Source organism: Streptomyces sp. NPDC053076 (assembly GCF_044546845.1).
In the GTDB taxonomy this organism is placed as follows: domain Bacteria; phylum Actinomycetota; class Actinomycetes; order Streptomycetales; family Streptomycetaceae; genus Streptomyces.
The window spans coordinates 182,752-204,538 of the sequence record NZ_JBITZL010000008.1 but is presented as its reverse complement, the minus strand read 5'-3'; the positions used below and the strand labels follow the sequence as shown (position 1 = coordinate 204,538).

General features: G+C 72.2%; 20 protein-coding genes and 1 pseudogene. 15 read left to right on the top strand and 6 right to left on the bottom strand.

What is annotated here, in order from left to right:
• Positions 1-67: 67 nt before the first annotated feature.
• Together ACIGYR_RS29445 and ACIGYR_RS29440 are read left to right on the top strand one after the other, a co-directional pair.
• Positions 68-1,744, top strand: coding sequence for an FUSC family protein (locus ACIGYR_RS29445; RefSeq protein WP_399605141.1), 1,677 nt, complete (start codon positions 68-70; stop codon positions 1,742-1,744).
• Complete coding sequence (locus ACIGYR_RS29440) at positions 1,741-2,337, top strand: MarR family winged helix-turn-helix transcriptional regulator (protein WP_391843628.1); 597 nt, start codon at positions 1,741-1,743, stop codon at positions 2,335-2,337. The genes ACIGYR_RS29445 and ACIGYR_RS29440 overlap by 4 nt, the downstream gene beginning before the upstream one ends.
• A 275-nt stretch (positions 2,338-2,612) precedes the next feature.
• Here ACIGYR_RS29440 and ACIGYR_RS29435 read toward each other — a convergent pair whose 3' ends face one another.
• A complete protein-coding gene (locus ACIGYR_RS29435) occupies positions 2,613-3,005 on the bottom strand; it encodes a VOC family protein (protein WP_391843630.1) in 393 nt (130 codons plus the stop codon).
• Positions 3,006-3,076: 71 nt separating this feature from the next.
• Here ACIGYR_RS29435 and ACIGYR_RS29430 point away from each other — a divergent pair, with 71 nt between their 5' ends.
• Positions 3,077-3,625 carry a GNAT family N-acetyltransferase gene (locus tag ACIGYR_RS29430; RefSeq protein ID WP_399605144.1) on the top strand — a complete coding sequence of 183 codons (549 nt, stop codon included), beginning with the start codon at positions 3,077-3,079 and terminating at the stop codon, positions 3,623-3,625.
• Here the strand turns inward: ACIGYR_RS29430 and ACIGYR_RS29425 are convergent.
• Positions 3,615-4,298 carry a glycerophosphodiester phosphodiesterase gene (locus tag ACIGYR_RS29425; protein WP_399605145.1) on the bottom strand — a complete coding sequence of 228 codons (684 nt, stop codon included), beginning with the start codon at positions 4,296-4,298 and terminating at the stop codon, positions 3,615-3,617. The genes ACIGYR_RS29430 and ACIGYR_RS29425 overlap by 11 nt on opposite strands.
• A gap of 403 nt (positions 4,299-4,701) precedes the next feature.
• Here ACIGYR_RS29425 and ACIGYR_RS29420 point away from each other — a divergent pair, with 403 nt between their 5' ends.
• The 4 genes and pseudogenes from ACIGYR_RS29420 to ACIGYR_RS29405 form a co-directional block, all read left to right on the top strand.
• On the top strand, positions 4,702-6,099 hold the full coding sequence (locus ACIGYR_RS29420) for a DUF6421 family protein (protein ID WP_399605147.1): 1,398 nt from the start codon (positions 4,702-4,704) through the stop codon (positions 6,097-6,099).
• A 41-nt stretch (positions 6,100-6,140) separates the two neighbouring features.
• Positions 6,141-6,887: an SDR family NAD(P)-dependent oxidoreductase gene (locus tag ACIGYR_RS29415; RefSeq protein ID WP_391843638.1), complete on the top strand. Its 747-nt coding sequence runs from the start codon at positions 6,141-6,143 to the stop codon at positions 6,885-6,887.
• Positions 6,884-7,954 carry a threonine aldolase family protein gene (locus ACIGYR_RS29410; protein WP_391843640.1) on the top strand — a complete coding sequence of 357 codons (1,071 nt, stop codon included), beginning with the start codon at positions 6,884-6,886 and terminating at the stop codon, positions 7,952-7,954. Before ACIGYR_RS29415 ends, ACIGYR_RS29410 begins: the two co-directional genes overlap by 4 nt.
• 126 nt (positions 7,955-8,080) lie before the next feature.
• Positions 8,081-8,344 (top strand): annotated as a pseudogene (locus ACIGYR_RS29405) (transglutaminase); the annotation flags it as partial.
• A gap of 151 nt (positions 8,345-8,495) precedes the next feature.
• Here ACIGYR_RS29405 and ACIGYR_RS29400 read toward each other — a convergent pair.
• Positions 8,496-9,224 carry a lysophospholipid acyltransferase family protein gene (locus tag ACIGYR_RS29400; protein WP_399605149.1) on the bottom strand — a complete coding sequence of 243 codons (729 nt, stop codon included), beginning with the start codon at positions 9,222-9,224 and terminating at the stop codon, positions 8,496-8,498.
• Between the two features lie 325 nt (positions 9,225-9,549).
• Here ACIGYR_RS29400 and ACIGYR_RS29395 point away from each other — a divergent pair, with 325 nt between their 5' ends.
• The 5 genes from ACIGYR_RS29395 to ACIGYR_RS29375 all read left to right on the top strand — a co-directional run bounded on the left by ACIGYR_RS29395 (position 9,550) and on the right by ACIGYR_RS29375 (position 14,090).
• Complete coding sequence (locus ACIGYR_RS29395; RefSeq protein ID WP_399605151.1) at positions 9,550-9,897, top strand: TlpA family protein disulfide reductase; 348 nt, start codon at positions 9,550-9,552, stop codon at positions 9,895-9,897.
• Between the two features lie 187 nt (positions 9,898-10,084).
• Positions 10,085-10,594: a flavin reductase family protein gene (locus tag ACIGYR_RS29390; protein WP_391843646.1), complete on the top strand. Its 510-nt coding sequence runs from the start codon at positions 10,085-10,087 to the stop codon at positions 10,592-10,594.
• A 218-nt stretch (positions 10,595-10,812) separates the two neighbouring features.
• Positions 10,813-11,598, top strand: coding sequence for an electron transfer flavoprotein subunit beta/FixA family protein (locus ACIGYR_RS29385; RefSeq protein WP_391843648.1), 786 nt, complete (start codon positions 10,813-10,815; stop codon positions 11,596-11,598).
• 53 nt (positions 11,599-11,651) lie between these two features.
• On the top strand, positions 11,652-12,614 hold the full coding sequence (locus ACIGYR_RS29380) for an electron transfer flavoprotein subunit alpha/FixB family protein (protein ID WP_399605154.1): 963 nt from the start codon (positions 11,652-11,654) through the stop codon (positions 12,612-12,614).
• 177 nt (positions 12,615-12,791) lie between these two features.
• A complete protein-coding gene (locus tag ACIGYR_RS29375; RefSeq protein ID WP_399605155.1) occupies positions 12,792-14,090 on the top strand; it encodes a DUF6986 family protein in 1,299 nt (432 codons plus the stop codon).
• A 240-nt stretch (positions 14,091-14,330) separates the two neighbouring features.
• Here ACIGYR_RS29375 and ACIGYR_RS29370 read toward each other — a convergent pair whose 3' ends face one another.
• Positions 14,331-15,380: a LacI family DNA-binding transcriptional regulator gene (locus ACIGYR_RS29370; protein ID WP_391843653.1), complete on the bottom strand. Its 1,050-nt coding sequence runs from the start codon at positions 15,378-15,380 to the stop codon at positions 14,331-14,333.
• Between the two features lie 205 nt (positions 15,381-15,585).
• Here ACIGYR_RS29370 and ACIGYR_RS29365 point away from each other — a divergent pair, with 205 nt between their 5' ends.
• Positions 15,586-16,539: an ROK family protein gene (locus ACIGYR_RS29365; RefSeq protein WP_391843655.1), complete on the top strand. Its 954-nt coding sequence runs from the start codon at positions 15,586-15,588 to the stop codon at positions 16,537-16,539.
• A gap of 3 nt (positions 16,540-16,542) precedes the next feature.
• Here the strand turns inward: ACIGYR_RS29365 and ACIGYR_RS29360 are convergent, their stop codons facing one another.
• Entirely contained in the window at positions 16,543-18,573 is a 2,031-nt protein-coding gene (locus ACIGYR_RS29360) for an NPCBM/NEW2 domain-containing protein (protein WP_399605156.1), read from the bottom strand.
• 305 nt (positions 18,574-18,878) lie between these two features.
• Here ACIGYR_RS29360 and ACIGYR_RS29355 point away from each other — a divergent pair, with 305 nt between their 5' ends.
• Positions 18,879-19,070: a hypothetical protein gene (locus tag ACIGYR_RS29355; protein ID WP_391843659.1), complete on the top strand. Its 192-nt coding sequence runs from the start codon at positions 18,879-18,881 to the stop codon at positions 19,068-19,070.
• A 164-nt stretch (positions 19,071-19,234) separates the two neighbouring features.
• Positions 19,235-20,278, top strand: coding sequence for an NUDIX domain-containing protein (locus ACIGYR_RS29350; protein ID WP_399605158.1), 1,044 nt, complete (start codon positions 19,235-19,237; stop codon positions 20,276-20,278).
• A 149-nt stretch (positions 20,279-20,427) separates the two neighbouring features.
• On the opposite strand, the gene ACIGYR_RS29345 is transcribed toward ACIGYR_RS29350, so the two are convergent.
• Entirely contained in the window at positions 20,428-21,783 is a 1,356-nt protein-coding gene (locus ACIGYR_RS29345; protein ID WP_399605159.1) for a dipeptidase, read from the bottom strand.
• Between the last annotated feature and the right edge of the window lie 4 nt (positions 21,784-21,787).

The following is a 21,787-nucleotide window of genomic DNA, read 5'->3' as shown; positions in this document are numbered from 1 at the left end:
GACCACCGGTCCGCCGGGAGCGCAGGCCGAACCGTTTTACAGATAAAACACATGCTAAATTGATGGTATGAGCAGTGCGACCCCCCACCGTCTTCCCCTCGCCGGAGCCCTGCGGCTCGGACGTCCCTCCGACATCTGGTTCAAGCCCGCCCTGAGCGCCGTGGCCGCGGTCGCCCCGCCCAACCTCACACTGCTCGCGCTCGGCCGCCTCGACCTCGCCATGTACACGATGGCCGGATCGCTGTGCGCGCTCTACGGCCACAACCGGCCCTACGCCGCCCGCGCCCGCGTCCTGGCCTGGGTGGTGCTCGGCATGGTCGGCGGCCTCGCCGTCGCCCTGCTGGCCGCGGCGCTCACCACGAACGCCGCCGTCCTCGTCACCGTCGGCGCCGTCCTCGCGGCCCTCCACAAGACGGGATGCGACGCGACCCGTGTCGGACCGCCCGGCAACGTGGTCCTCACCTTCATCAGCTCCGCCTCGCTGTTCGCACCGCAGAGCCCCGGTCAGGTCCCGGGGCACGTCGCTCTGGCGCTCGCCGCGGGCGCCTGGGCCTGGCTGGTCGGCATGGCGCCCGGACTGCTCCGCCCGCACGGCCCCGAGCGCCGCGCCACCGCCCAGGCCCTGAACTCCGCCGCCGCCTACGCCGACACGCGCGGCGCCGCCGACGGCCACGTCCGGGCCCGCGCGGCGAGCGCCGCCGCGATCCACGCCGCCTGGCAGTCACTGCTCGCCGCGGGCGGCCGCCCCGACCCCACCCGGCGCGCCCTCGAAGGGCTCCTCGTCCGCGCCGAGGTCGCGCTCGCGGCGCCCGCCGACACCGATCCCGCGCGGCTGCGCGCCTGGGCCCGTGCGCTGCGGGGCACCGGCCGTGTCCCGCGCGTCGAGCAGTCGCGCGCATCGACCGACGAACTCCTCGGCGTGGCCGTCGAACGCGCCCTGCCGGCCCGGTCACCCTGGCACCGCCTCGCCCCCTTCGCGCCCCTCGCCGCGCGCACCGCGCTCGGCTGCGCCCTCGCCGGATACGCCGCCCTCGCCCTCGGCGTCGGCCGCCCGTACTGGGCACTGGTGACCGCGGCCTCCCTCTACCAGGCCAACGTCACGCTCACCTGGAGCCGGGGCGTGCAGCGGGTCGTGGGCAACCTCGTCGGCGTCCTCGCCTTCGCCGCCCTCGCCCCGCTCGCCCACCTGCACCCGGCCGCCCTGGTGCTGTGCTGCCTCGCCCTCAACTTCGGCGCAGAGGCGCTGATCGGCCGCAACTACTGGCTGGGCAGCGTCTGTGTCACTCCGATGGCACTGCTCATCACCGAGTTCGCCCGAACCCAGGACGCCACCGAGCTGATCACCGACCGGGTCGTGGACACCCTCGTCGGCGCGCTGGTCGGCTTCGTCGCCGCCGTCGTCGTCACCAACCGGCGCGCGGGCGACCGTCTCGAGGACGCGCTGACCGAGACCGAGCGCGCCCGGGAGAGCGCCGCCCGCCTGCTCGCCGAGCCGCACCCGGCGCCCCGCGCCCTGGAGTCCGCCCACCGTGCCCTCGCCGCCGCCCTGGTCGACCTGCGTGCCGTCGCCGACGCGGCCGCCGGCGAGTGGTGGCAGCGCGCCCTGCCCGAGGAGCGGGTCGTGCTCACCGAGCAGTCCGGACACCGTACGCTCGCGGCGACGGTACGGCGTCAGGGGCTCGTACCGCGGGACCGGTCCCGGGATCACCACCCGGGCAGGACGACGGAGGACATCCGGCCATGACGGCGACCAACGGCGGACCGACGCCCGGAGGCGAGGCGGCCGGTGCCCGGCCCGGTGCCGGCACCGACACCGCGCGGAGCGACCCCGCCCGGAGCGACACCGTCTCCGCCGTCGTCCGCCAGTGGCGAGCCGTCCACCCACAGCTGGACACCGGGCCCATGGAGATCATCGGCCGGATCAACCGCTGCGCCGCCCTGCTCCAGCAGGCCGAGGACGCGCCGCTGCGCCGGGCCGGCCTGAGCCGCGCGGAGTTCGACCTGCTCGGCGCGCTGCGCCGCACCGGCCACGAGCTGACCCCGGGCGAGCTGGCGCGGGAGACCTTCTCCTCCGGGGCCGCCGTCACCAAGCGGCTCAAGCAGCTGACCGAGCGCCGCCTGGTGGAACGGCGCGGCGACACCCGTGACCGCCGAGTGGCCCACGTCCGCCTCACCGACGCCGGCCGCGACCTGGTCGACGGCATCCTCCCCGAGCAGCTCGCCTACGAGACGGCCGTACTGTCCGTCCTGACCCCCGACGGGCAGGGCGAACTCGCCGGACGGCTCGCCGAGCTGCTCAGCCGCCTGGAGGGCCTGGGAAGCGCGCTGCACGCTTAGGGCCGCCCGGGGCCCGCTCCGGCGACGGCCGGCCACGACCGTGCGCAGGGCCGGGCCCCGAGCCGCGCTGCGGGGTCACGGTCGAGAGCACGGCGGGGGAGTGCGGCACCCGCGTCACCGCCCGGACGCAGGCCGGCACGTCGGTTCCGTGGAGACCGACACCTCCCCGTCCCGCGCGCCGCCCGGACGGTCGCCCCGCCACGGCGTGGGCCTGCCCGCTCGGCCGCTCCGTCCCGCGCCGCCCGGACGGCCGCCCCGCGACGGCGTGGGTCCGCCTAGATACCGGGCCGGTAGCGCAGTGGATGGTCCGACGGGATCTCCACCAGGACGATCGGGGTGCCGTCCGGGTCGGCGATCCACATCTCGACCAGGCCCCACGGCTCCCGCACCGCGGGCCGAACGATGTCGACGCCCCGGGCCCGCAGCTCCTCGCCCGCGGCCGTCACGTCCTCGACCTGCAACCACAGCCGCACCCCCGGCGAGGCCGGCCCGTCGGACCGGCCGGAGAGCTCCAGGAATCCGCCACCGAGGAAGTAGACCGTGCCCCGCTCGGGGCCGGTGCCGAACTCGCGGTAGACGGACAGTCCGAGCTGCTCCCCGTAGAACGTACGGGAGCGCTCGGGATCGGTGGGCCGGAGCAGGGTCCGGCTGCTGAGTACATGCACCATGCGGGCGGAGCCTAGTGGCAGCGCTACTCTCGTCGGTGGCTCAGCCACGCCCGAGATCGGAGACCACTGTCATGGACAACGCCGCCGCCGGACTCACCTTCCGCGACGCCACCGACACCGACGTCGACGCCCTCGTCGCACTGATCGAGTCGGCGTACCGGGGCGACAGCAGCCGTGCCGGGTGGACCACCGAGGCGGACATCCTGGACGGACAGCGGACCGACCCCGAGGGCGTCCTCGAAGTGATCAAGTCCCCGGACAGCCGACTGCTCACCGTGGAGCAGCACGGCCGGATCGTCGCCTGCTGCCAGCTGGAACACCGTGGTGATCACGTCTACTTCGGCATGTTCGCGGTGAGTCCCACCCTGCAGGGCGCGGGCCTCGGCAAGGTCGTGATGAGGGAGGCGGAGCGGCAGGCCCGCGAGACCTGGGGCGTCACGGAGATGCGCATGACGGTGATCTCCGTGCGTGACGACCTGATCGCCTGGTACGAGCGCCGCGGCTACCGCCGTACGGGAAAGATGTCCCCGTTCCCGTACGGCGACGAGCGCTTCGGCATCCCGCAGCGCGACGACCTGCGGTTCGAGCTGCTGGTCAAGAAGCTGACCCCTACGCCGTGAAGCGCCCCGTGCGCTTGATCTCCGGGTAGTCGGTCGTCGCCCCGTCCAGCTCCAGCGCGCGCACGAGCCGCAGATGGTCCTGGGTGTTGACCACCCAGCCGATGATCCGCAGCCCGGACGCGCGCGCGTGCTCGACGACCTCCAGGGTGAGCCGGCGGATGTTGAGGCAGACGGTCGCGGCACCCACGGCGACAGCGCGGTCCACCACCTCGGGGCCGAACCGGCTCGCGATGAGCGCGGTGCGCACGCCCGGCACCAGCCGGCCGATCTCGGCGACCGCCTCGTCATGGAACGAGGAGACCTCCACCCGCGTGGTCAGATCCCGCGCGCGCATCACCTCGGCCAGCGCCCGCGCCGCCGCCACATCCTTGATCTCGGCCTGCAACGGCGTGGGCACCGCCTCCAGGACCTCCTCGAACACCGGCACGCGCTCGCCGCGGCCCGCGTCCAGGGTGCGCAGCTCCGCGAGGGTCTTCTCGGCGATCGGTCCGGATCCGTCGGTCGTACGGTCCACCTCCGCGTCGTGCATGACGACCAGGGCGCCGTCCTTGCTCAGGTGCAGATCGAGTTCGATCAGGTCGAGGCCGGCCCGCTGCGCGGCGGCGAAGGAACGGAGGGTGTTCTCGGGCTCGACGCCCATGACCCCGCGGTGACCGATGGTAAGGAAGTTCAAGGTTCAACTCGCTTCCGTCGACGGCGGCTCGGCGACGCGCGGACCGACGGAGGCGTCCCGGACGTCGTCGTCCACGCGGCAAGGTCGCAGCCTAGTGGCCGGGGCGGGCGTTGAACCCGCAACTGCGCGCGCATTCGGGACCCGGGGCAGGCGCCCGTTGGCCGGTATCCGTCCCGCCCGTCACCCGCTGGTGGGCGAGTCCCCCATGCCCTTGACCGGCCGGGCCACGGCTGCGGCCGTGCCGAGTGCAGTCGGCGGAAGTGAGCGTCGTCACGGTTTACGACAGGAAAAACATCGGTGACTAAGGGGGTGCGCAGAATAATTTCCCGAGCACAGTCTTGCTGAGAGAAACGGGGTACGCATACGGTGTCCATACGCGAGGTTCTCCCGTGGAGGATGGGACATGACGGAAATTCTTGTGCAGGCGGGTACCGAGGGACAGGCTCCTTCGCTGACCAGGGTGGTTGAGCACCCGGCTTGGCCCGTGCTCAAGAATGCCGTGGAGCAGATCCGGCCATGGCAGTCGAAGGACGGATCGATCGACTTCGAGGCCGATGGCGCCCCGCGGCGCGCCGACGCCCTGGCGGCCGTCGAGCGTGTCGCCGACGCGGTCGAGCAGCTCTCCCCGCTGCTCCCGCACGACGCCGCCTACCACCAGGCCCTGGTGCGGGACCTGCGCCGCTGGGCCGAGGGCGGCTTCGAGGTCCCGGACTTCCTGGACTCCCTGCTGGCCTTCCAGCCCGCCGCGGACCGTACGGACGGCCTGCAGCACCTGGTCGTCTTCCCCATGTACACGCAGAACGGCAACCCGGACCGCAACCTGGAGGCGGTCGTGCTGCGGATGGTCTGGCCGGACTGGCTGGCCGAGCTGGAGCGCACCCGGTACGACAACCCGCTGTTCTGCGGTATCACCTTCGAGGACTTCACCTCGGGTTACGACACCAACTCCGCCGTGCTCTTCCCGGAGACGATCGCCGTCCGTGAGGCGCCGGAACGTTTCTCCTGGGGTGGCATCTTCTGCGACCGCGAGGCCGCCCGCTTCCGCCGTGTCACCGACGCCGCCGTCGACCTGCTCGGCCTGGAGCTGCCCGACGACATCGCCGCGATGGTCCACGACCAGAAGCGCTGCGAAGAGGCGTTCGTGCTCTGGGACATGGTCCACGACCGCACCCACAGCCACGGCGACCTGCCGTTCGACCCGTTCATGATCAAGCAGCGCCAGCCGTTCTGGATGTACGGCCTGGAGGAGCTGCGCTGTGACCTCACCGCCTTCAAGGAGGCGGTGAAGCTCGAGGCGGACGGCGTCCCGCAGGCCCGTGACGTGCAGTACGCGGTGCTCTTCGACCGTATGTTCCGCTTCCCGGTCACCGGCGACCGCAACCGGAACTACGACGGCCTCGGCGGCCAGCTGCTCTTCGCCTACCTGCACAAGCACGACGTCGTCCGCTGGACCGACAACAAGCTCTCCATCGACTGGGAGCGCGCCCCGCAGGTCACCAACCAGCTGTGCGGCGAGATTGAGAAGCTCTACCGGGACGGCATCGACCGCCCGAAGCTGGTGCACTGGTTCGCCGCCTACGAGCTGGTCTCCACCTACCTCGCGCCGCACCCCGGCTCCAAGTGGGCCAAGGGCCCGGACGCCCTGGACCTGACCCTGCCGCCGCGCAAGCTCGTGGACGACGTGCTTCCGGACGAGTTTCCGCTCAGCATGTTCTATGAGGCGCTGGCCAAGAAGCTGAAGAATGTGATCGCCTCCACCAAGGGCATCACGCCGGCCGCCGCCGAGCGGGTCGCCGCGTGAGCGACCGCCCGAAGAACACTGCTCAAGAGGGGAAGAACATCGTGGGGAACGGGTCTCTCAGTGGTGCGGTGATCGCGGTGGCCGGCGCGGGTGGACCGGCCGGGCACGCGACGCTGATCCGGCTCGCCGAGGCGGGTGCGGTCGTCGTCGGCGCCGACAACAACGCGGAGCGACTGGCGGAGGCCGTCGACGCGGCCCGCTACGCCCGCGGCGGCGCCACTGTCACCGGCGAGACCGTCGACCTGCTCGACCTGCAGTCCACCCGTGACTGGGCCGCGCGCATCGAGAAGGACCACGGCCGCGTCGACGGCCTGGTCCACCTCGTCGGCGGCTGGCGCGGCAGCGCGAACTTCGCCGACACCGACCTGGCCGACTGGGATCTGCTGGAGAAGCTGCTGATCCGCACCGTCCAGCACACCTCCCTCGCGTTCTTCGACGCCCTGCAGCGCAGCGACCGCGGCCGGTACGTCCTCACCAGCGCCGCCGGCACCTCCAAGCCGACGGCGGGCAACGCGGCGTACGCAGCGGCCAAGGCCGCCGCCGAGGCGTGGACGCTGGCGATGGCCGACGGCTTCCGCAAGGCCGGGGGCGACCAGGGTCCGAGCTCGGCGGCTGCCATCCTGGTGGTGAAGGCGCTGGTGCACGACGCGATGCGCGCCGAACGCCCCAACGCGAAGTTCGCGGGCTTCACGGACGTCAAGGACCTGGCCGAGGCCATCGAAGGCGTCTGGAGCAAGTCCGCCGCCGAAGTGAACGGAAACCGTCTGTGGCTGACCGAGAAGCCGTGAACCCTCCGAAGACCGACGCGCGTCGCCATCACGACCCGCTGGTCCGCGGGTTCGCCAGTGACAACTACGCCGGAGCCCACCCCGAGGTACTGGCCGCCCTGGCCCTGGCCAACGGCGGGCACCAGGTGGCGTACGGCGAGGACGACTACACCGGGAACCTCCAGCGGATCGTCCGGGGCCACTTCGGGGCCACCGCGGAGGCGTTCCCGGTCTTCAACGGCACCGGCGCGAACGTGGTCGCGCTCCAGGCGGTCACCGACCGCTGGGGCGCGGTCATCTGCGCCGAGAGCGCGCACATCAACGTGGACGAGGGTGGCGCGCCCGAGCGCATGGGCGGGCTCAAGCTGCTCACCGTGCCCACGGCCGACGGCAAGCTCACGCCCGAGCTGATCGACCGGCAGGCCTGGGGGTGGGAGGACGAGCACCGCGCGATGCCGCAGGTGGTGTCGATCACCCAGAGCACCGAGCTGGGCACCCTCTACACGCCCGAGGAGATCCGCGCGATCTGCGAGCACGCCCACGCGCACGGCATGAAGGTGCACCTGGACGGCTCCCGGATAGCCAACGCCGCCGCCTCGTTGAACGTGCCCATGCGGACCTTCACCAACGCGGTCGGCGTCGACATCCTCTCGCTGGGCGGGACGAAGAACGGTGCCGTGTTCGGCGAGGCGGTCGTCGTCATCAACCAGGACGCGGTGCGGCAGATGAAGCACCTGCGGAAGATGTCGATGCAGTTGGCCTCCAAGATGCGTTTCGTCTCCGTGCAGCTGGAGGCCCTGCTCGCCAAGGACCTGTGGCTGCGCAACGCCCGCCACGCCAACGAGATGGCCCAGCGGCTGGCCGAGGGCGTCCGCGCGGTGCACGGCGTGGAGATCCTCCACCCGGTGCAGGCCAACGGCGTCTTCGCCAAGCTCCCGAACGACGTGAGCGAGCGGCTGCAGAAGCGGTTCCGTTTCTACTTCTGGGACGAGGCCGCCGGGGTGGTGCGCTGGATGTGCTCCTTCGACACCACGGAGGACGACGTCGACACGTTCGTGGCGGCCCTCAAGGAGGAGATGGCCCGCTGACGGCGAGGTATGCATAGGTATGCGGTCACTCGAAAAGTCATTGACTGTCGAGTGATCGCTTTCCTATGCTCTGCGGGCATGGAGCTGATCCAGGGCACCGCCGACCTGTCCGCGTATGCGGCCGACGACGAGGGCGGCCACGCGGTTTACGGCCTGGTCGCCGTGCGTTTCAACGGCGCCTGGCACCGGCAGGACGCCCGCGGCAACAAGCCGGGCGTCGACGCCCGTTTCTCCCTGGACGGCGAGCGCCTGGCCGGGGTCCCGGACCCCGCGTCGAGCGAGAGGGGCTACCCGGTCCCGTACGCCGAGCCGCACCCGGTGGTCCTCGCTGCCCTGCGGGCCGCCCCCGACCGGTCGTACCTGGGGAAGTCGCTCCCGAGCAGCCTCTGAGGCGGGTCGGACGCCGGAGGTCCCGCCCCGCCGGCGGTGGCGCAGGACGGGCGCGGGCGGCCGGTCACCCGGGACGGGGCCCGGAACACCCCCCGGCCCGGAAGCCCGGCCTCGCGCGCAGGCGCGGTGCGCCTCGGCCTCGCGCGCAGGCTCAGTGCGCCTCGGCCGCGCGCAGTTGCTCCATCGTCGGTGCCGTGCCGCCCAGGTGCGCCGGGAGCCACCAGGAGTCCTCCGAGCCCTTGGGGCGGCTCGGGTAGGCCCGCTGGGCGGCGTCCAGGAGCTCCTGGACGCGCTCGCGCAGCCGACGGGTGATGGCACCGGCGTACTGGTCGCGGGGTGCCTCCACCGCCTCGCCGACGCGGATGGTGACGGGCAGGTGGTCGCGCTTGAAGTTGCGGGGCTGCCCCTTCGTCCACAGCCGCTGCGTACCCCACACCGCCATCGGGATCAGCGGGACGCCCGCCTCCTGGGCGAGGCGGGCCGCACCCGACTTGAAGCTCTTCAGCGTGAACGACTGCGAGATCGTCGCCTCCGGGAAGACCCCGATGATCTCGCCCGAGCGCAGCGAGTCCAGCGCGTGGGCGTAGGCCGCCTCGCCCTGCATGCGGTCCACCGGAATGTGCTTCATGCCGCGCATCAGCGGCCCGGAGATGCGGTGGCGGAAGACGGACTCCTTCGCCATGAAGCGCACCAGGCGCTTCTGCGGCAGGGCGGCCAGGCCGTTGAACACGAAGTCCAGGTAGCTGATGTGGTTGCTCACCAGCACGGCACCGCCCGAGCGCGGGATGTTCTCCGACCCCTGGCAGTCGATCTTCAGATCCCAGACCTTGAACAGTGTCTTGGCGAAACCGATGACGGGACGGTAGACCAGCTCTGCCATGGGCGGGGCGGACCCTTTCTGCTCTGCTCGGGAAAGGGGGGATCCCGGCGGGTAAGTTACGCAGCCGTAGGTAAACGGCGTCTCGCAGATCGTGCCCGAAGAACGGACGGGTAGCCAGCCCTGGTGCCCCGCGGCGGCGAGATCCTCGTCACGTCGGCCTACATCCCGCCTTGGATCTTTAAGCACCCTTTACGGCAACCGTGGCCGGTGCCGGGAATCTCCGCGGTCCCGTGCACGCTTGTGTGGAGAATGACCGGACTGGTGGTGCGCCTCCACGGGTGCCCGCCACTGCGAGCCGCGCGAGCGGCGGAACAGGAGAGCGCGGGTGCGCGGGCGTGACGACGGCAGGCGGCTCGGGGCGGCCGAACTCGGCGGCGACCTGGGGGAGCGTGCCACTCTCGTGCAGTTCTCCAGCGCCTTCTGCGCGCCCTGCCGGGCCACCCGGCGCGTCCTCGGCGAGATCGCCGGGATGGTCCCGGGCGTGACACACGTCGAGATCGACGCCGAGGCCGGCCTGGACCTCGTACGCGAACTGGAGATCCTCAAGACGCCCACCGTCCTCGTCCTGGACGCCGGCGGACGGGTGGTGCGGCGCGCCGCCGGACAGCCCCGAAAGGCCGACGTCATCGCCGCCCTCGGGGAGGCCGTCCGGGCAGGCTTCAGGGAACAGTGAGACATCTTCCAGATCGCGGAACCTCCTTGACTGTGTGCCACACCTATAGCCAACCTGACCGTGTGCCGACCGAACTCCTTCTCTACGGGCGGGCCCACATCGACCTGGCCCGCACCGCGAGCGCGCGTTGTCCCGGCTGTTGAGCAGCCGCGGACCCGCTCCTCTTCCCTCGCAGAAGGACAACTCCATGACGGCCACGCCCGGCCTCGGTACCCCCCAGCTCGCCTCCCCCGACCTGCTGCGCTCCACCTTCCGCCGGCACGCCGCCGGCGTCGCGGTGATCACAGCGCGCGGCGCCTCCGGTCCGGTCGGCTTCACCGCCACCTCCCTCACCTCCGTCTCCGCGGAGCCGCCGCTGATCTCCTTCGGCATCGGCACGGGCGCCTCCAGCTGGCCCGCGATAGCCGAGGCGGACCACGTCGGCGTGCACGTCCTCGGCGAGCACCAGAGCGACCTGGCCGCCACCTTCGCGCGCAGCGGTGCCGACCGCTTCGGCGCGCCCACCGCCTGGCGGGAGGGTCCGGAGGGCGTACCGGTGCTGGACGACGTGCTCGCCTGGCTGGTCTGCCGGACCGTGGGCCGGGTCCCCGCCGGTGATCACCGGATCGTGCTCGCCGAGGTGGTCGTCGGCGACCCCTCGGGCGCCGGCCGCCCGCTCCTTTACCACCAGGGCCGGTTCAACGGACTGCGGGACTGATCACGTCCCCCGGGCCCTGCGCGGCCGTCGAGTTCCGGTTACGCTGCGTTGCGAAGGTCACAGTTCAAAGCGCTTGCTTAGCGGGCAGGAACTGGGTGTACTGACGAGTAATATTTCGGTCGGAGCGCGCCGACGCCCCGACCGGGATCGGCCGCTTGAGGCGCCTATGCTGCCTCCAAGAGGCAGCCCGGAAATGACGATGCAGTAGGAGAGCCGGCGTGAGCTTGAGGATCGTTGTCACTGTGAAGTACGTGCCCGACGCCACTGGCGACCGGCACTTCGCCGATGACCTGACCGTCGACCGCGATGACGTGGACGGTCTGCTCTCCGAGCTGGACGAGTACGCGGTCGAGCAGGCGCTGCAGATCTCGGAGGACGCGGACGACGCCGAGGTCACCGTCCTGACCATCGGCCCCGAGGACGCCAAGGACGCGCTCCGCAAGGCCCTGTCGATGGGTGCCGACAAGGCCATCCACATCGAGGACGACGACCTGCACGGCACCGACGCCATCGGCACCTCCTTGGTGCTCGCCAAGGCCATCGAGAAGGCCGGTTACGACCTGGTCATCTCCGGCATGGCCTCCACCGACGGCACCATGGGCGTCGTCCCGGCGCTGGTCGCCGAGCGTCTGGGTGTCCCGCAGGTCACCCTGCTCTCCGAGGTCTCCGTCGAGGACGGCACGGTCAAGGGCCGCCGCGACGGCGACGCCGCTTCCGAGCAGCTTCAGGCGCAGCTTCCGGCCGTCGTCTCCGTGACCGACCAGTCGGGCGAGGCGCGTTACCCGTCCTTCAAGGGCATCATGGCGGCCAAGAAGAAGCCGGTGGAGTCCTGGGACCTGTCCGACCTGGACATCGAGGCCGAGGAAGTCGGCCTGGACGGCGCGTTCACCAAGGTCGAGACCGTGACCGAGCGTCCGGCCCGTACGGCCGGCACCATCGTCAAGGACGAGGGCGAGGGCGGCAAGCAGCTCGCCGAGTACCTCGCGGGCCAGAAGTTCATCTAAGGGCCCGCCCCCGCTGACCGCCCCTCAACTTCGTTACGCAGGAGAGCAATCCCATGGCTGAAGTCCTCGTCTACGTCGACCACGTGGACGGCGCCGTCCGCAAGCCCACCCTGGAGCTGCTGACCCTGGCCCGCCGCATCGGCGAGCCGGTCGCCGTCGCGCTGGGCAACGGCGCCGCCGACACCGCCGCCACGCTCGCCGAGCACGGCGCGGTGAAGGTCCTCACCCACGACGCGTCCGAGTACGCCGACTACCTGGTCGTGCCGAAGGTGGACGCCCTCCAGGCCGCCGTCGAGGCCGTCTCCCCGGCCGCCGTGCTGGTCCCGTCCTCCGCCGAGGGCAAGGAGATCGCCGCCCGTCTGGCGCTGCGCATCGGCTCCGGCATCATCACCGACGCCGTCGACATCGAGGCCGGCGACGAGGGCCCGGTGGCCACCCAGTCGGTGTTCGCCGCGTCCTACACCACCAAGTCCCGCGTCATCAAGGGCACCCCGGTCATCACGGTCAAGCCGAACTCGGCCGCCGTCGAGGCCGCCCTGGCCGCCGGTGCGGCCGAGACCCTGTCCGTGACCTTCTCCGAGAAGGCGACCGGCACCAAGGTCACCGGCCGCACGCCGCGTGAGTCGACCGGCCGTCCGGAGCTGACCGAGGCCGCGATCGTCGTCTCCGGTGGCCGTGGTGTCAACGGCGCGGAGAACTTCTCGATCATCGAGGCGCTCGCCGACTCCCTCGGTGCGGCCGTCGGTGCCTCGCGTGCCGCGGTGGACGCCGGCTGGTACCCGCACACCAACCAGGTCGGCCAGACCGGCAAGTCGGTCTCGCCGCAGCTGTACATCGCCAACGGCATCTCCGGCGCCATCCAGCACCGCGCCGGTATGCAGACCTCCAAGACGATCGTGGCCGTCAACAAGGACGCCGAGGCCCCGATCTTCGAGCTGGTCGACTTCGGTGTGGTCGGCGACCTCTTCGACGTCGTCCCGCAGCTGACCGAGGAGATCAAGACCCGCAAGGGCTGATTTTCCGCGCCTGATACGGCCTGATGCGGCGTACGAGGCCCCCGTGACCCGAGCGGTCACGGGGGCCTCGGTGCATCCTGGTGGCGGCCCGCGAGGTGTTGACCAGCGGGAACCACGCCGGATAACTTCATTCTACGGATTGTTGATTCCGTACAGCGGAAAATTGGAGGGTGTGGGATGGGTCAGCAGGACAAGGTGGCGACGAGCCTCGCGGGCGCCGTCAGCGAGGGGATCAGCGCCTCCCTCGCACCGGTCGACGCGGAGCTGGAGCGCCGCTACCCCGGGGACCCCGGCACCCGGCAGCCCGTCCACACCGTCTACGTCCCCGGTGACGCCTTCGCCGCCGACACCGTGCGCGCCTGGGGCGACCAGGCCCTCGCCCTGCTCGACGAACACGCCCCCGACGCGGCCTGCTTGGCGGCCGTCCTCGGCCTCGCCGACGACCTCGCCGAGCCCGTCTACTCCCGCGTCCGCGCCAAACTGGAGCGCGAACCCATCGAGGACCTGCGGGTCGACTTCGAGGACGGCTACGGCCCCCGCCCCGACGCCGAGGAGGACGAGACCGCGGCCCGCGTGGCCCGCCTGATCGCCGAGGCGTACGAGAACGGCACGGCGGCGCCGTACATGGGCATCCGCATGAAGTGCATGGAGGCCGCGGTGCGCGACCGGGGCATCCGCACCCTCGACGTCTTCCTCACCGGCCTGATGGAGGCCGGCCCCCTGCCCGGCGGTCTCGTCCTCACCCTGCCGAAGGTGACCTATCCCGAGCAGGTCAGCGCCTTCGTCCGGCTCCTGGAAGCCTTCGAGAAGGTGCACGGCCTGGACGCCGGCCGACTGGGCTTCGAGATCCAGATCGAGACCAGCCAGTCCATCCTCGCCACCGACGGCACCGCCGCGGTCGCCCGCATGATCCAGGCCGCCGAGGGCCGCGCCACCGGACTGCACTACGGCACCTTCGACTACAGCGCCTGCCTCGGCGTCTCGGCCGCCTACCAGGCCAGCGACCACCCCGCCGCCGACCATGCCAAGGCGATCATGCAGGTCGCGGCGGCCGGCACCGGCGTCCGCGTCTGCGACGGCTCCACCAACGTCCTGCCCGTCGGCCCGACCGCCAAGGTCCACGACGCCTGGCGGCTCCACTACGGCCTCACCCGCCGTGCCCTCGGCCGCGCCTACTACCAGGGCTGGGACATGCACCCCGGCCACATCCCCACCCGCTACGCGGCCGTCTTCGCCTTCTACCGCGAGGGCTTCGAACAGGCCGCCGGCCGCCTCGCCCGGTACGCCAACCGGACCGGCGGCGACGTCATGGACGAGCCCGCCACCGCCAAGGCCCTCAGCGGCTACCTGCTGCGCGGCCTGGACTGCGGCGCCCTGGACATCGCCGAGGTCGCCCGCCTCAGCGGCCTGACCCGCGCCGACCTGGAGGGCTTCGCGGCGCCCCGGCGCGGCGACCTGACGGTGTCCGCGCAGTAGCGGAGCCGGCGACGGGACCGCGGGCCCCCTCGGGTGCGGACGCGGACGCGGACGCGGACGGGGGGCTGACCCGCGCCGAGACGTGGCCGGCGGCGCCGGTCACCCGGGGCCCGCTCCGCATCAGGGAGCCCGTCCCGGACTCGGCCGACTCGTACGGGCCGGCCGGGACGCGGTCGGCGGGACCGGGCCGGCCGGGATGCGGTCGGCGGGACCGGGTCGGCCGGGACGGGTGCGCCGCCGTCAGTCCGCCGGCGGCAGCTCGCCCGAGCCGCGGGTGATCAGCCGGGTCGGCAGCTCGATCCGCTCCGGCGCGACGAGCGTGCCGTCCAGCTGGCGGAAGAGCCGCTCGGCAGCGGTACGGCCCAGGGTCGCCGAGTCCTGGGCGACGACCGTGACGCCCGGCTGGAGCAGATCGGCCAGCTCGATGTCGTCGAAGCCGACGAGCGCGACCCGGCGGGAGTGCTCGGCGAGGACCCGGATGACGGTGACCGTCACCCGGTTGTTGCCGGTGAAGACCGCGGTGACGGGATCGGGGGCGGACAGCATCTCCTCGGCCGCCCTGCGCACCCGCTCCGGGTTCGTCGCGCCGAGGGACATCCAGCGCTCCTCGACGGTTATGCCGGCGTCCTCCATGGCCGCCCGGTAGCCGCGCAGCCGCTCGGCCGCGGTGTGGATGCGGGGCATGTCGCCGATGAACCCGATCCGGCGGTGCCCGTGCGCGATGAGGTGGGCGACGCCGCCGCGGGCACCGCCGTAGTTGTCGGACAGGACCACGTCGGCGTCGATCCGCCCGGCCGGGCGGTCCACGAACACGGTCGCCACACCGGCCCTGATCTCCGGCTCCAGATAGCGGTGGTCGTCCCCCGCCGGGATCACCACCAGGCCGTCCACCCGGCGCGCGCACAGGGCCAGCGCCAGCTCCTGCTCGCGCTCGGGGTCCTCGGCGCTGGAGCCGTTGATCAGCAAGGCGCCGTGGGCGCGGGCCACTTCCTCGACGGCCCGGCTGAGCGGCCCGTAGAACGGGTCCGCGAGATCCTCCAGGACCAGGCCGATGCTCGCCGTGCGGCCCTTGCGCAGCACCCGGGCGCTGTCGTTGCGGCGGAAACCGAGGGCGTCGATCGCCTCCTGCACCCGGCGCTCGGTGTCCGGGGTGACCCCCGGCTCGCCGTTGACCACCCGGGAGACCGTCTTCAGCCCGACCCCGGCGCGCGCCGCCACGTCCTTCATCGTCGGGCGGTTGCCGTAACGCGTCCCGGGAAGGCGGTCCGCGCGGCGGGTGGTCTCGGGCACGATGCGCCGTCCTGTCTCTCGTCCGTCTCTCGCACCGGGTAGTGCGCGATCCGTGGGCTTGTATGAGGATGTGGCGTCGAGCATAGAGCCTGGACAACGTTGTCAGATGCGAGAGAGACTGTCCACCGCTGTCGTCGGCCCGCGCCCCCACCGCTCGACCGGCCTGCTTCTTTTTCTCACGCTTCAACGGGGAGATCTGACTCTGATGCACACCGACCTCGTGGCGGCCCTGGACATCGGCGGCACCAAGATCGCCGGCGCGCTGGTGGACGGCGACGGACGGATCCTGGCCCGGACCCGGCGCGGCACGCCCGCCCGGCAGGACGGCGAAACGGTCATGCGGGCCGTGACGGAGGTACTCGGCGACCTCGCCGGGTCGCCCCTGTGGGGACGCGCCGGCTCGATCGGCATCGGCAGCGCCGGCCCGGTGGACGCCTCGGCGGGCACCGTGAGCCCGGTGAACGTGCCGGGCTGGCGTGACTTCCCGCTGGTCGACCGGGTGCGTACGGCCACTGGCGGCCTGCCGGTGGAGCTGATCGGTGACGGCGTCGCGATCACGGCGGCCGAACACTGGCAGGGCGCCGCGCGCGGCCACGACAACGCGCTGTGCATGGTGGTCTCCACGGGCGTCGGCGGCGGCCTGGTGCTCGGCGGGCGGCTGCATCCCGGGCCGACGGGCAACGCCGGGCACATCGGCCACATCAGCGTCGACCTCGACGGCGATCCCTGCCCGTGCGGCTCGCGCGGCTGTGTGGAGCGCATCGCCAGCGGCCCCAACATCGCCCGCCGGGCGCTGGAGCAGGGCTGGCGGCCCGGGCCCGACGGCGACACCTCGGCCGCCGCGGTGGCCGCCGCCGCCCGGGCGGGTGACCCGGTCGCCGTGGCCTCCTTCGAGCGGGCGGCGCAGGCGCTGGCCGCCGGCATCGCGGCCACCGCGACCCTGGTCGAGATCGACATCGCGGTGATCGGCGGCGGCGTCGGCAAGGCGGGCGAGGTCCTGTTCACGCCCCTGCGCAAGGCCCTCACCGACTACGCGACGCTGTCCTTCGTGCAACGCCTGACCGTGGTACCCGCGCAGATGGGCACCGACGCGGGCCTGGTCGGCGCCGCCGCGGCAGCGCTGACCCGCAGGCCGGACGCCACCGCGGCGAGCGTGTAGGCGTCAGCAGCTCAGCCGTGCGTCCGCCCAGTCCGCGTGGTCCGAGTCGATGCCGTCCCCGCCGTCGGTGACGACGAGCCGGACCACCTGGGCGCCGGTGATGTCGGCCGTGACCGGCTGGGCGGGCATCGCGTTGGTGAGGACACCGGTGGCGGCGGCCCTGGTGCCGTCCGCCCAGATCTCGAAGGCGACGGTGCCCTTCGTGTCCTTCTCGTCGTCCACGCCGACGGACGCGGTGACCTTCTCGCAGGCCCTGCCGGTGTAGAAGGAGAGGTCGCTGAGCGCGTGCACGCCGAGCCCCTTGGCGTACACCGTCCCGCCGATGGTGAGCGGACGGCCGTCGCCGGCGCCGCTCTCGCCGTTGCTGGTGTTCCGCTCCACCGGCCCCCAGCCGCTGGTCGCCGACAGCCACGGCAGGTCGCCGAGGTACGACGCCCCGGACGGCGGTGGCACGACGACGGACGCGGTCAGCGGGAGCGTGGTGGTGACCGGTGTCCCCGACGGTGAGCGGTGACTCGTCCGCAGTGTGAGGTCGTAGGAACCGACGGGGGTGCCGGCCGGGGCGGTCACCCGCCAGCCCGTGCGCAGTGCCCGGCCGGTCGGGAGGGTGGTGGCCGAGGTCGCCGAGGTGGCCCGTACGGTCCAGCCCGCGGGGCCGGTCAGCGTGACGGAGACCCGGCTCGCGGGCGTACGCCCGAGGTCGGTGACGGTACTGGTCAGCGCGGCCGGAGTAGCGGCCTCCAGCAACGGACTGCCGTCCAGGCCGAGTTCGATGGCGGGCGGGTTGTCGGCCCAGTGCGGGTCGGCCGAGACGCGCAGCAGGACCGTGCCGTGGGCCGGGACGGTGGCCGCGATGGTGCCGGCGGTGTTGTAGCCACGGTGCTGCCACAGGTCGCGCAGGGTGTATGCGTCGGCGTCGGGCAGGCCGACGGCGCTCGCGCTGGTGGCGATCCGCTGGGCGGTGCCGGATTCGTTGAAGAGGGCCACCGCGCGGCTGCCGTCCTTCATCTCCTTGGCGACGACCCAGCGCCCGCCGGCGGAGGAGACGACCGCACCCTGCTTGCCGAGGGGGTCCTGGTCGACGGCGATGACCTCCTTGTCGTCCAGGATGTCGAAGGTCGCCTGGGACGCCTTGCGCAGGTCCGTGCCGATGAGCAGCGGCGCGGCCATGACCGACCAGAGTGAGAAGTGCGAGCGGTACTCGGTGTCCGTCATCCCGCCGTTGCCGACCTCCAGCATGTCGGGGTCGTTCCAGTGGCCGGGGCCGGCGTGCGGCGCGAGCGGGAGGTTCTGCTTCAGGATCGACAGCATCGAACTCCAGCTGTCGCTGATGTCGCCGGTGGTCCGCCACAACTGGCCGACGCCGGAGGCCCATTCCCAGGGTTTGTTCTCACCCCATTCGCAGATGCTGTAGACGATGGGCCGGCCGGTCGCCTTCAGGGCGTCCCGCATGGTCCGGTAGCGCTGCTCGGCGTCCACGCCCTGGTTGTTGCAGTTGTCGTACTTCAGGTAGTCGACGCCCCAGTCGGCGAACTGGCGCGCGTCGCTGTACTCGTGGCCCAGGGCTCCCGGGAACCCCGCGCTGTTGCAGGTCTTGGTGCCGGCACTGGTGTAGATGCCGAGTTTGAGCCCCTTGGCGTGGACGTAGTCCGCGACCGCCTTGATCCCGCCGGGGAAGCGCACGGGGTCGGGCACCAGCTTGCCGTTGGCGTCACGGTCCGGCAGGGCCCAGCAGTCGTCCAGGTTGACGTACTGGTAGCCCGCGTCCTTCAGCCCCTTCGTCACGAAGAGGTCCGCGATGCCCTTGACCATGTCCTCGTTGAACTCGGCCCGGCAGTGCGTGGAGTTCCAGTTGTTGAAGCCCATGGGCGGGGTGAGGGCGAGGCCGTCGGCCCGTGCGGGGGCGGTGGGTGCCGCGGGGGTCGCGGCGGGCGCCGCCAGGGCGGGAGCGGCGAGGCCCGCCGCGCACAGGAGTCCAGCGCTGAGCGCTCCGGCCACTCTGTTGCGGGTGGTGCGGCTGCGAGGGTGACGCATCGTCGACGTTCCTCCAACTCGCGAACGACGGGATGACGGCATGTACGCGTCATCAGTGGGCGTTTATGGTAGAACGTGTCGGAGTCTGTTGGAAGAGGTGGGCGTCAGGGGGTTACGGCTCGTTCGGACGTGTTCGCTTCACACGTCTCGGAAGCGTCCCGCGGCAGACCGAGAAGGCGGCCGGCGGGCAGTGCGGCGTCGCGCTCGACCCGCGCGGCGAACGCGACGCCGCACGACGGTCGGCTCGGCCGCAAAACCCCGGTGGTCCGCGTGACTCCGGGCCCGATCCCGCAGTTGATCAGCGCATGAAGAAGCGCAGCATGCTCGCCATCGCCACCCTCGCCACCGGATTCGTCGTGGCCGCCGTCACCCCGTCCCACGCGGCGGGCGAGGCACCCCTCGACGACTCCCACGTCTCGACCGCCCTCGACACGGTCGGCCACCTCGTCAGCGACGGCAGCCTGGCCGTCGACCAGAACCTGCTCGGCCAGGAGTAGCCCCCCTCGTAGTAGGAGTGCGTCGTAGGAGTGTTCGGCCGGTGTCCCCGCCGAAGGGGCGCCGGCACTCCTGTGCGCGCGGACAGGCGCCCTCAACGGGACGGGGTTTCCGTGGCAGGGTGGAGCGGGCAAGCCTCAGGGGGCCAACAGAAGAGGGGGAGTCCGTGACCGTCGTCTGGATCAACGGCGCGTTCGGTGCGGGGAAGACCACCACCGCACGCGAACTGATCGAACTGATCCCGAACAGCGCGCTCTTCGACCCCGAGGTCATCGGCGGGGGGCTCACGCACCTGCTGCCACCCAAGCGTCTCGCGGAGGCCGACGACTTCCAGGACCTGCCGATCTGGCGCCGGCTGGTCGTCGACACCGCCGCCGCGATGCTCGCCGAGCTGGGCGGCACCCTCGTGGTGCCCATGACTTTGCTCCGCCAGGAGTACCGCGACGAGATCTTCGGCGGCCTCGCCGCCCGGCGGATTACCGTGCACCATGTGCTTCTCGCCCCGGCGGAAACGATCCTGCGCGAGCGCATAGCCAGGCGGGAGGTCCCGTCCGAGGCCCCCGACGGCGAGATACGCACGCGGCAGTGGGCGTACGACCACGTCGAGTCCTACCGCGCCGCCCTCGCCACCTGGCTCACCGCCGACGCCCACCCGCTCGACACCAGCACCCTCACCCCGTACGAGACGGCCGTCCGTATCGCCGAGGCCGTCGGCAGCGGTGCCGTACCGGCCTGCGACATCGTGCAGACCCCCGAGCCGACAGCGGAGACGCTCGCCGCCGGGGTGCTGCTCTTCGACGAGCACGACCGGGTGCTGCTCGTCGACCCCACCTACAAACCGGGCTGGGAGTTCCCCGGCGGAGTGGTGGAGCGGGGCGAGGCACCTGCCCGCGCCGGGATGCGCGAGGTCGCCGAGGAGACCGGGATACGGCTGCGCGAGGTGCCCCGGCTGCTGGTCGTGGACTGGGAGCGGCCCGTCCCGCCCGGCTTCGGCGGGCTGCGGCTGCTGTTCGACGGCGGCCGGCTGGAGTCCGGCGAGGCGTCCCGGGTGCTGCTGCCCGGGCCGGAGCTGCGCGCCTGGCGGTTCGCCACGGAGCAGGAGGCCGCCGCGATGCTGCCCCCGGTCCGCTACGAGCGGCTGCGCTGGGCACTGCGAGCGCGCGAGCGGGGCAGGGCGCTCTATCTGGAGGCCGGCGTGCCGGTGGGCTGACCGACGCCCCTTGCCGACACAAGGAGTCGGGGCCGGTCCCCATGGGACACCCACCGGTGGGGCGGCAGCCCGATGACGTCCAAGCGCCGACCAGGAGGGCCCGCGACCGCGACCGGGTGCGAGAGCCCTCCTGCCGTCGGCGGGAGGGGTCAGCCCGCCGCGTAGTTGCGCAGGAACAGCGCCTCGGCGACCGACAGCCGCTCCAACTCCTCGGGGGACACGCTCTCGTTGACCGCGTGGATCTGCGCCTCCGGCTCGCTCAGGCCGATGAGCAGGATCTCCGCCTTCGGGTACAGGCCGGCCAGGGTGTTGCACAGCGGGATGGAGCCGCCCTCACCGGCGTACTGCATCGTCTCGCCCGGGTACGCGACCGCCATCGCGTCGGCCATCGCCTGGTAGGCGGGGCTGGAGGCGTCGGCACGGAAGGCCTGGCCCTGCCCGATCTGTTCGGTGGTGACCCGCGCGCCCCACGGGGTGTGCGCCTCCAGGTGCGCCCGGAGCAGCTTGGTCGCCTCCGCCGCGTCCACGCCCGGCGGCACCCGCAGGCTGATCAGCGCGCGGGCGCTCGAGTGCACGGACGGGGTGGCGCCGACGACCGGCGGGCAGTCGATGCCGAGGACGGTGACGGCCGGGCGGGCCCAGAGGCGGTCGGCGACCGAGCCGCCGCCGATCAGCTCGACCCCGTCCAGCACCCTGGCGTCCGCCCGGAACTGCTCCTCGGTGTACTCCAGGCCGTCCCAGGTACCCGCGGCGTCCAGTCCGTCGACCGTGGTCGAGCCGTCCTCGGCGCGCAGCGAGTCCATGACGCGGATCAGCGCGGCCAGTGCGTCCGGCGCGGCACCGCCGAACTGGCCGGAGTGCAGATTGCCGCCGAGCGTGTCGATCCGCACCCGCACCAGGGTCATGCCGCGCAGCGTGGTGGTGACCGTCGGCAGACCGACGCGGAAGTTGCCCGCGTCGCCGATCACGATGGTGTCCGCCTCCAGCAGCTCCGGGTGCGCCTCGGCGTACCGCTCCAGGCCGCCCGTGCCCTGCTCCTCCGAGCCCTCGGCGATCACCTTGACGTTCACGGGGACGCCCCCGTTCGCCTTCAGGGCCCGCAGCGCGAGCAGGTGCATGATGACCCCGCCCTTGCAGTCGGCGGCCCCGCGGCCGTACCAGCGGCCGTCGCGCTCGGTCAGCTCGAACGGCGGGCTGGTCCAGCCGGCCTCGTCGAGCGGGGGCTGCACGTCGTAGTGCGCATAGAGAAGAACCGTTTTTGCACCCTCCGGGCCCGGCAGGTAGCCGTACACCGACTGCGTGCCGTCCGGGGTGTCGAGCAGGGCCACGTCCGTGAATCCCTCGGCACACAGCGCCTCGGCGACCCAGTTCGCGGCGGCCTCGCTCTCGCTCCTCGGGAACTGCGTGAAGTCCGCCACCGATGTGAAGGCGACCAGTTCGGCCAGCTCCGCCTTGGCCCGGGGCAGCAGCGAGGCGACGGTCTCGGCGACCGGATTCGACGACATGGGC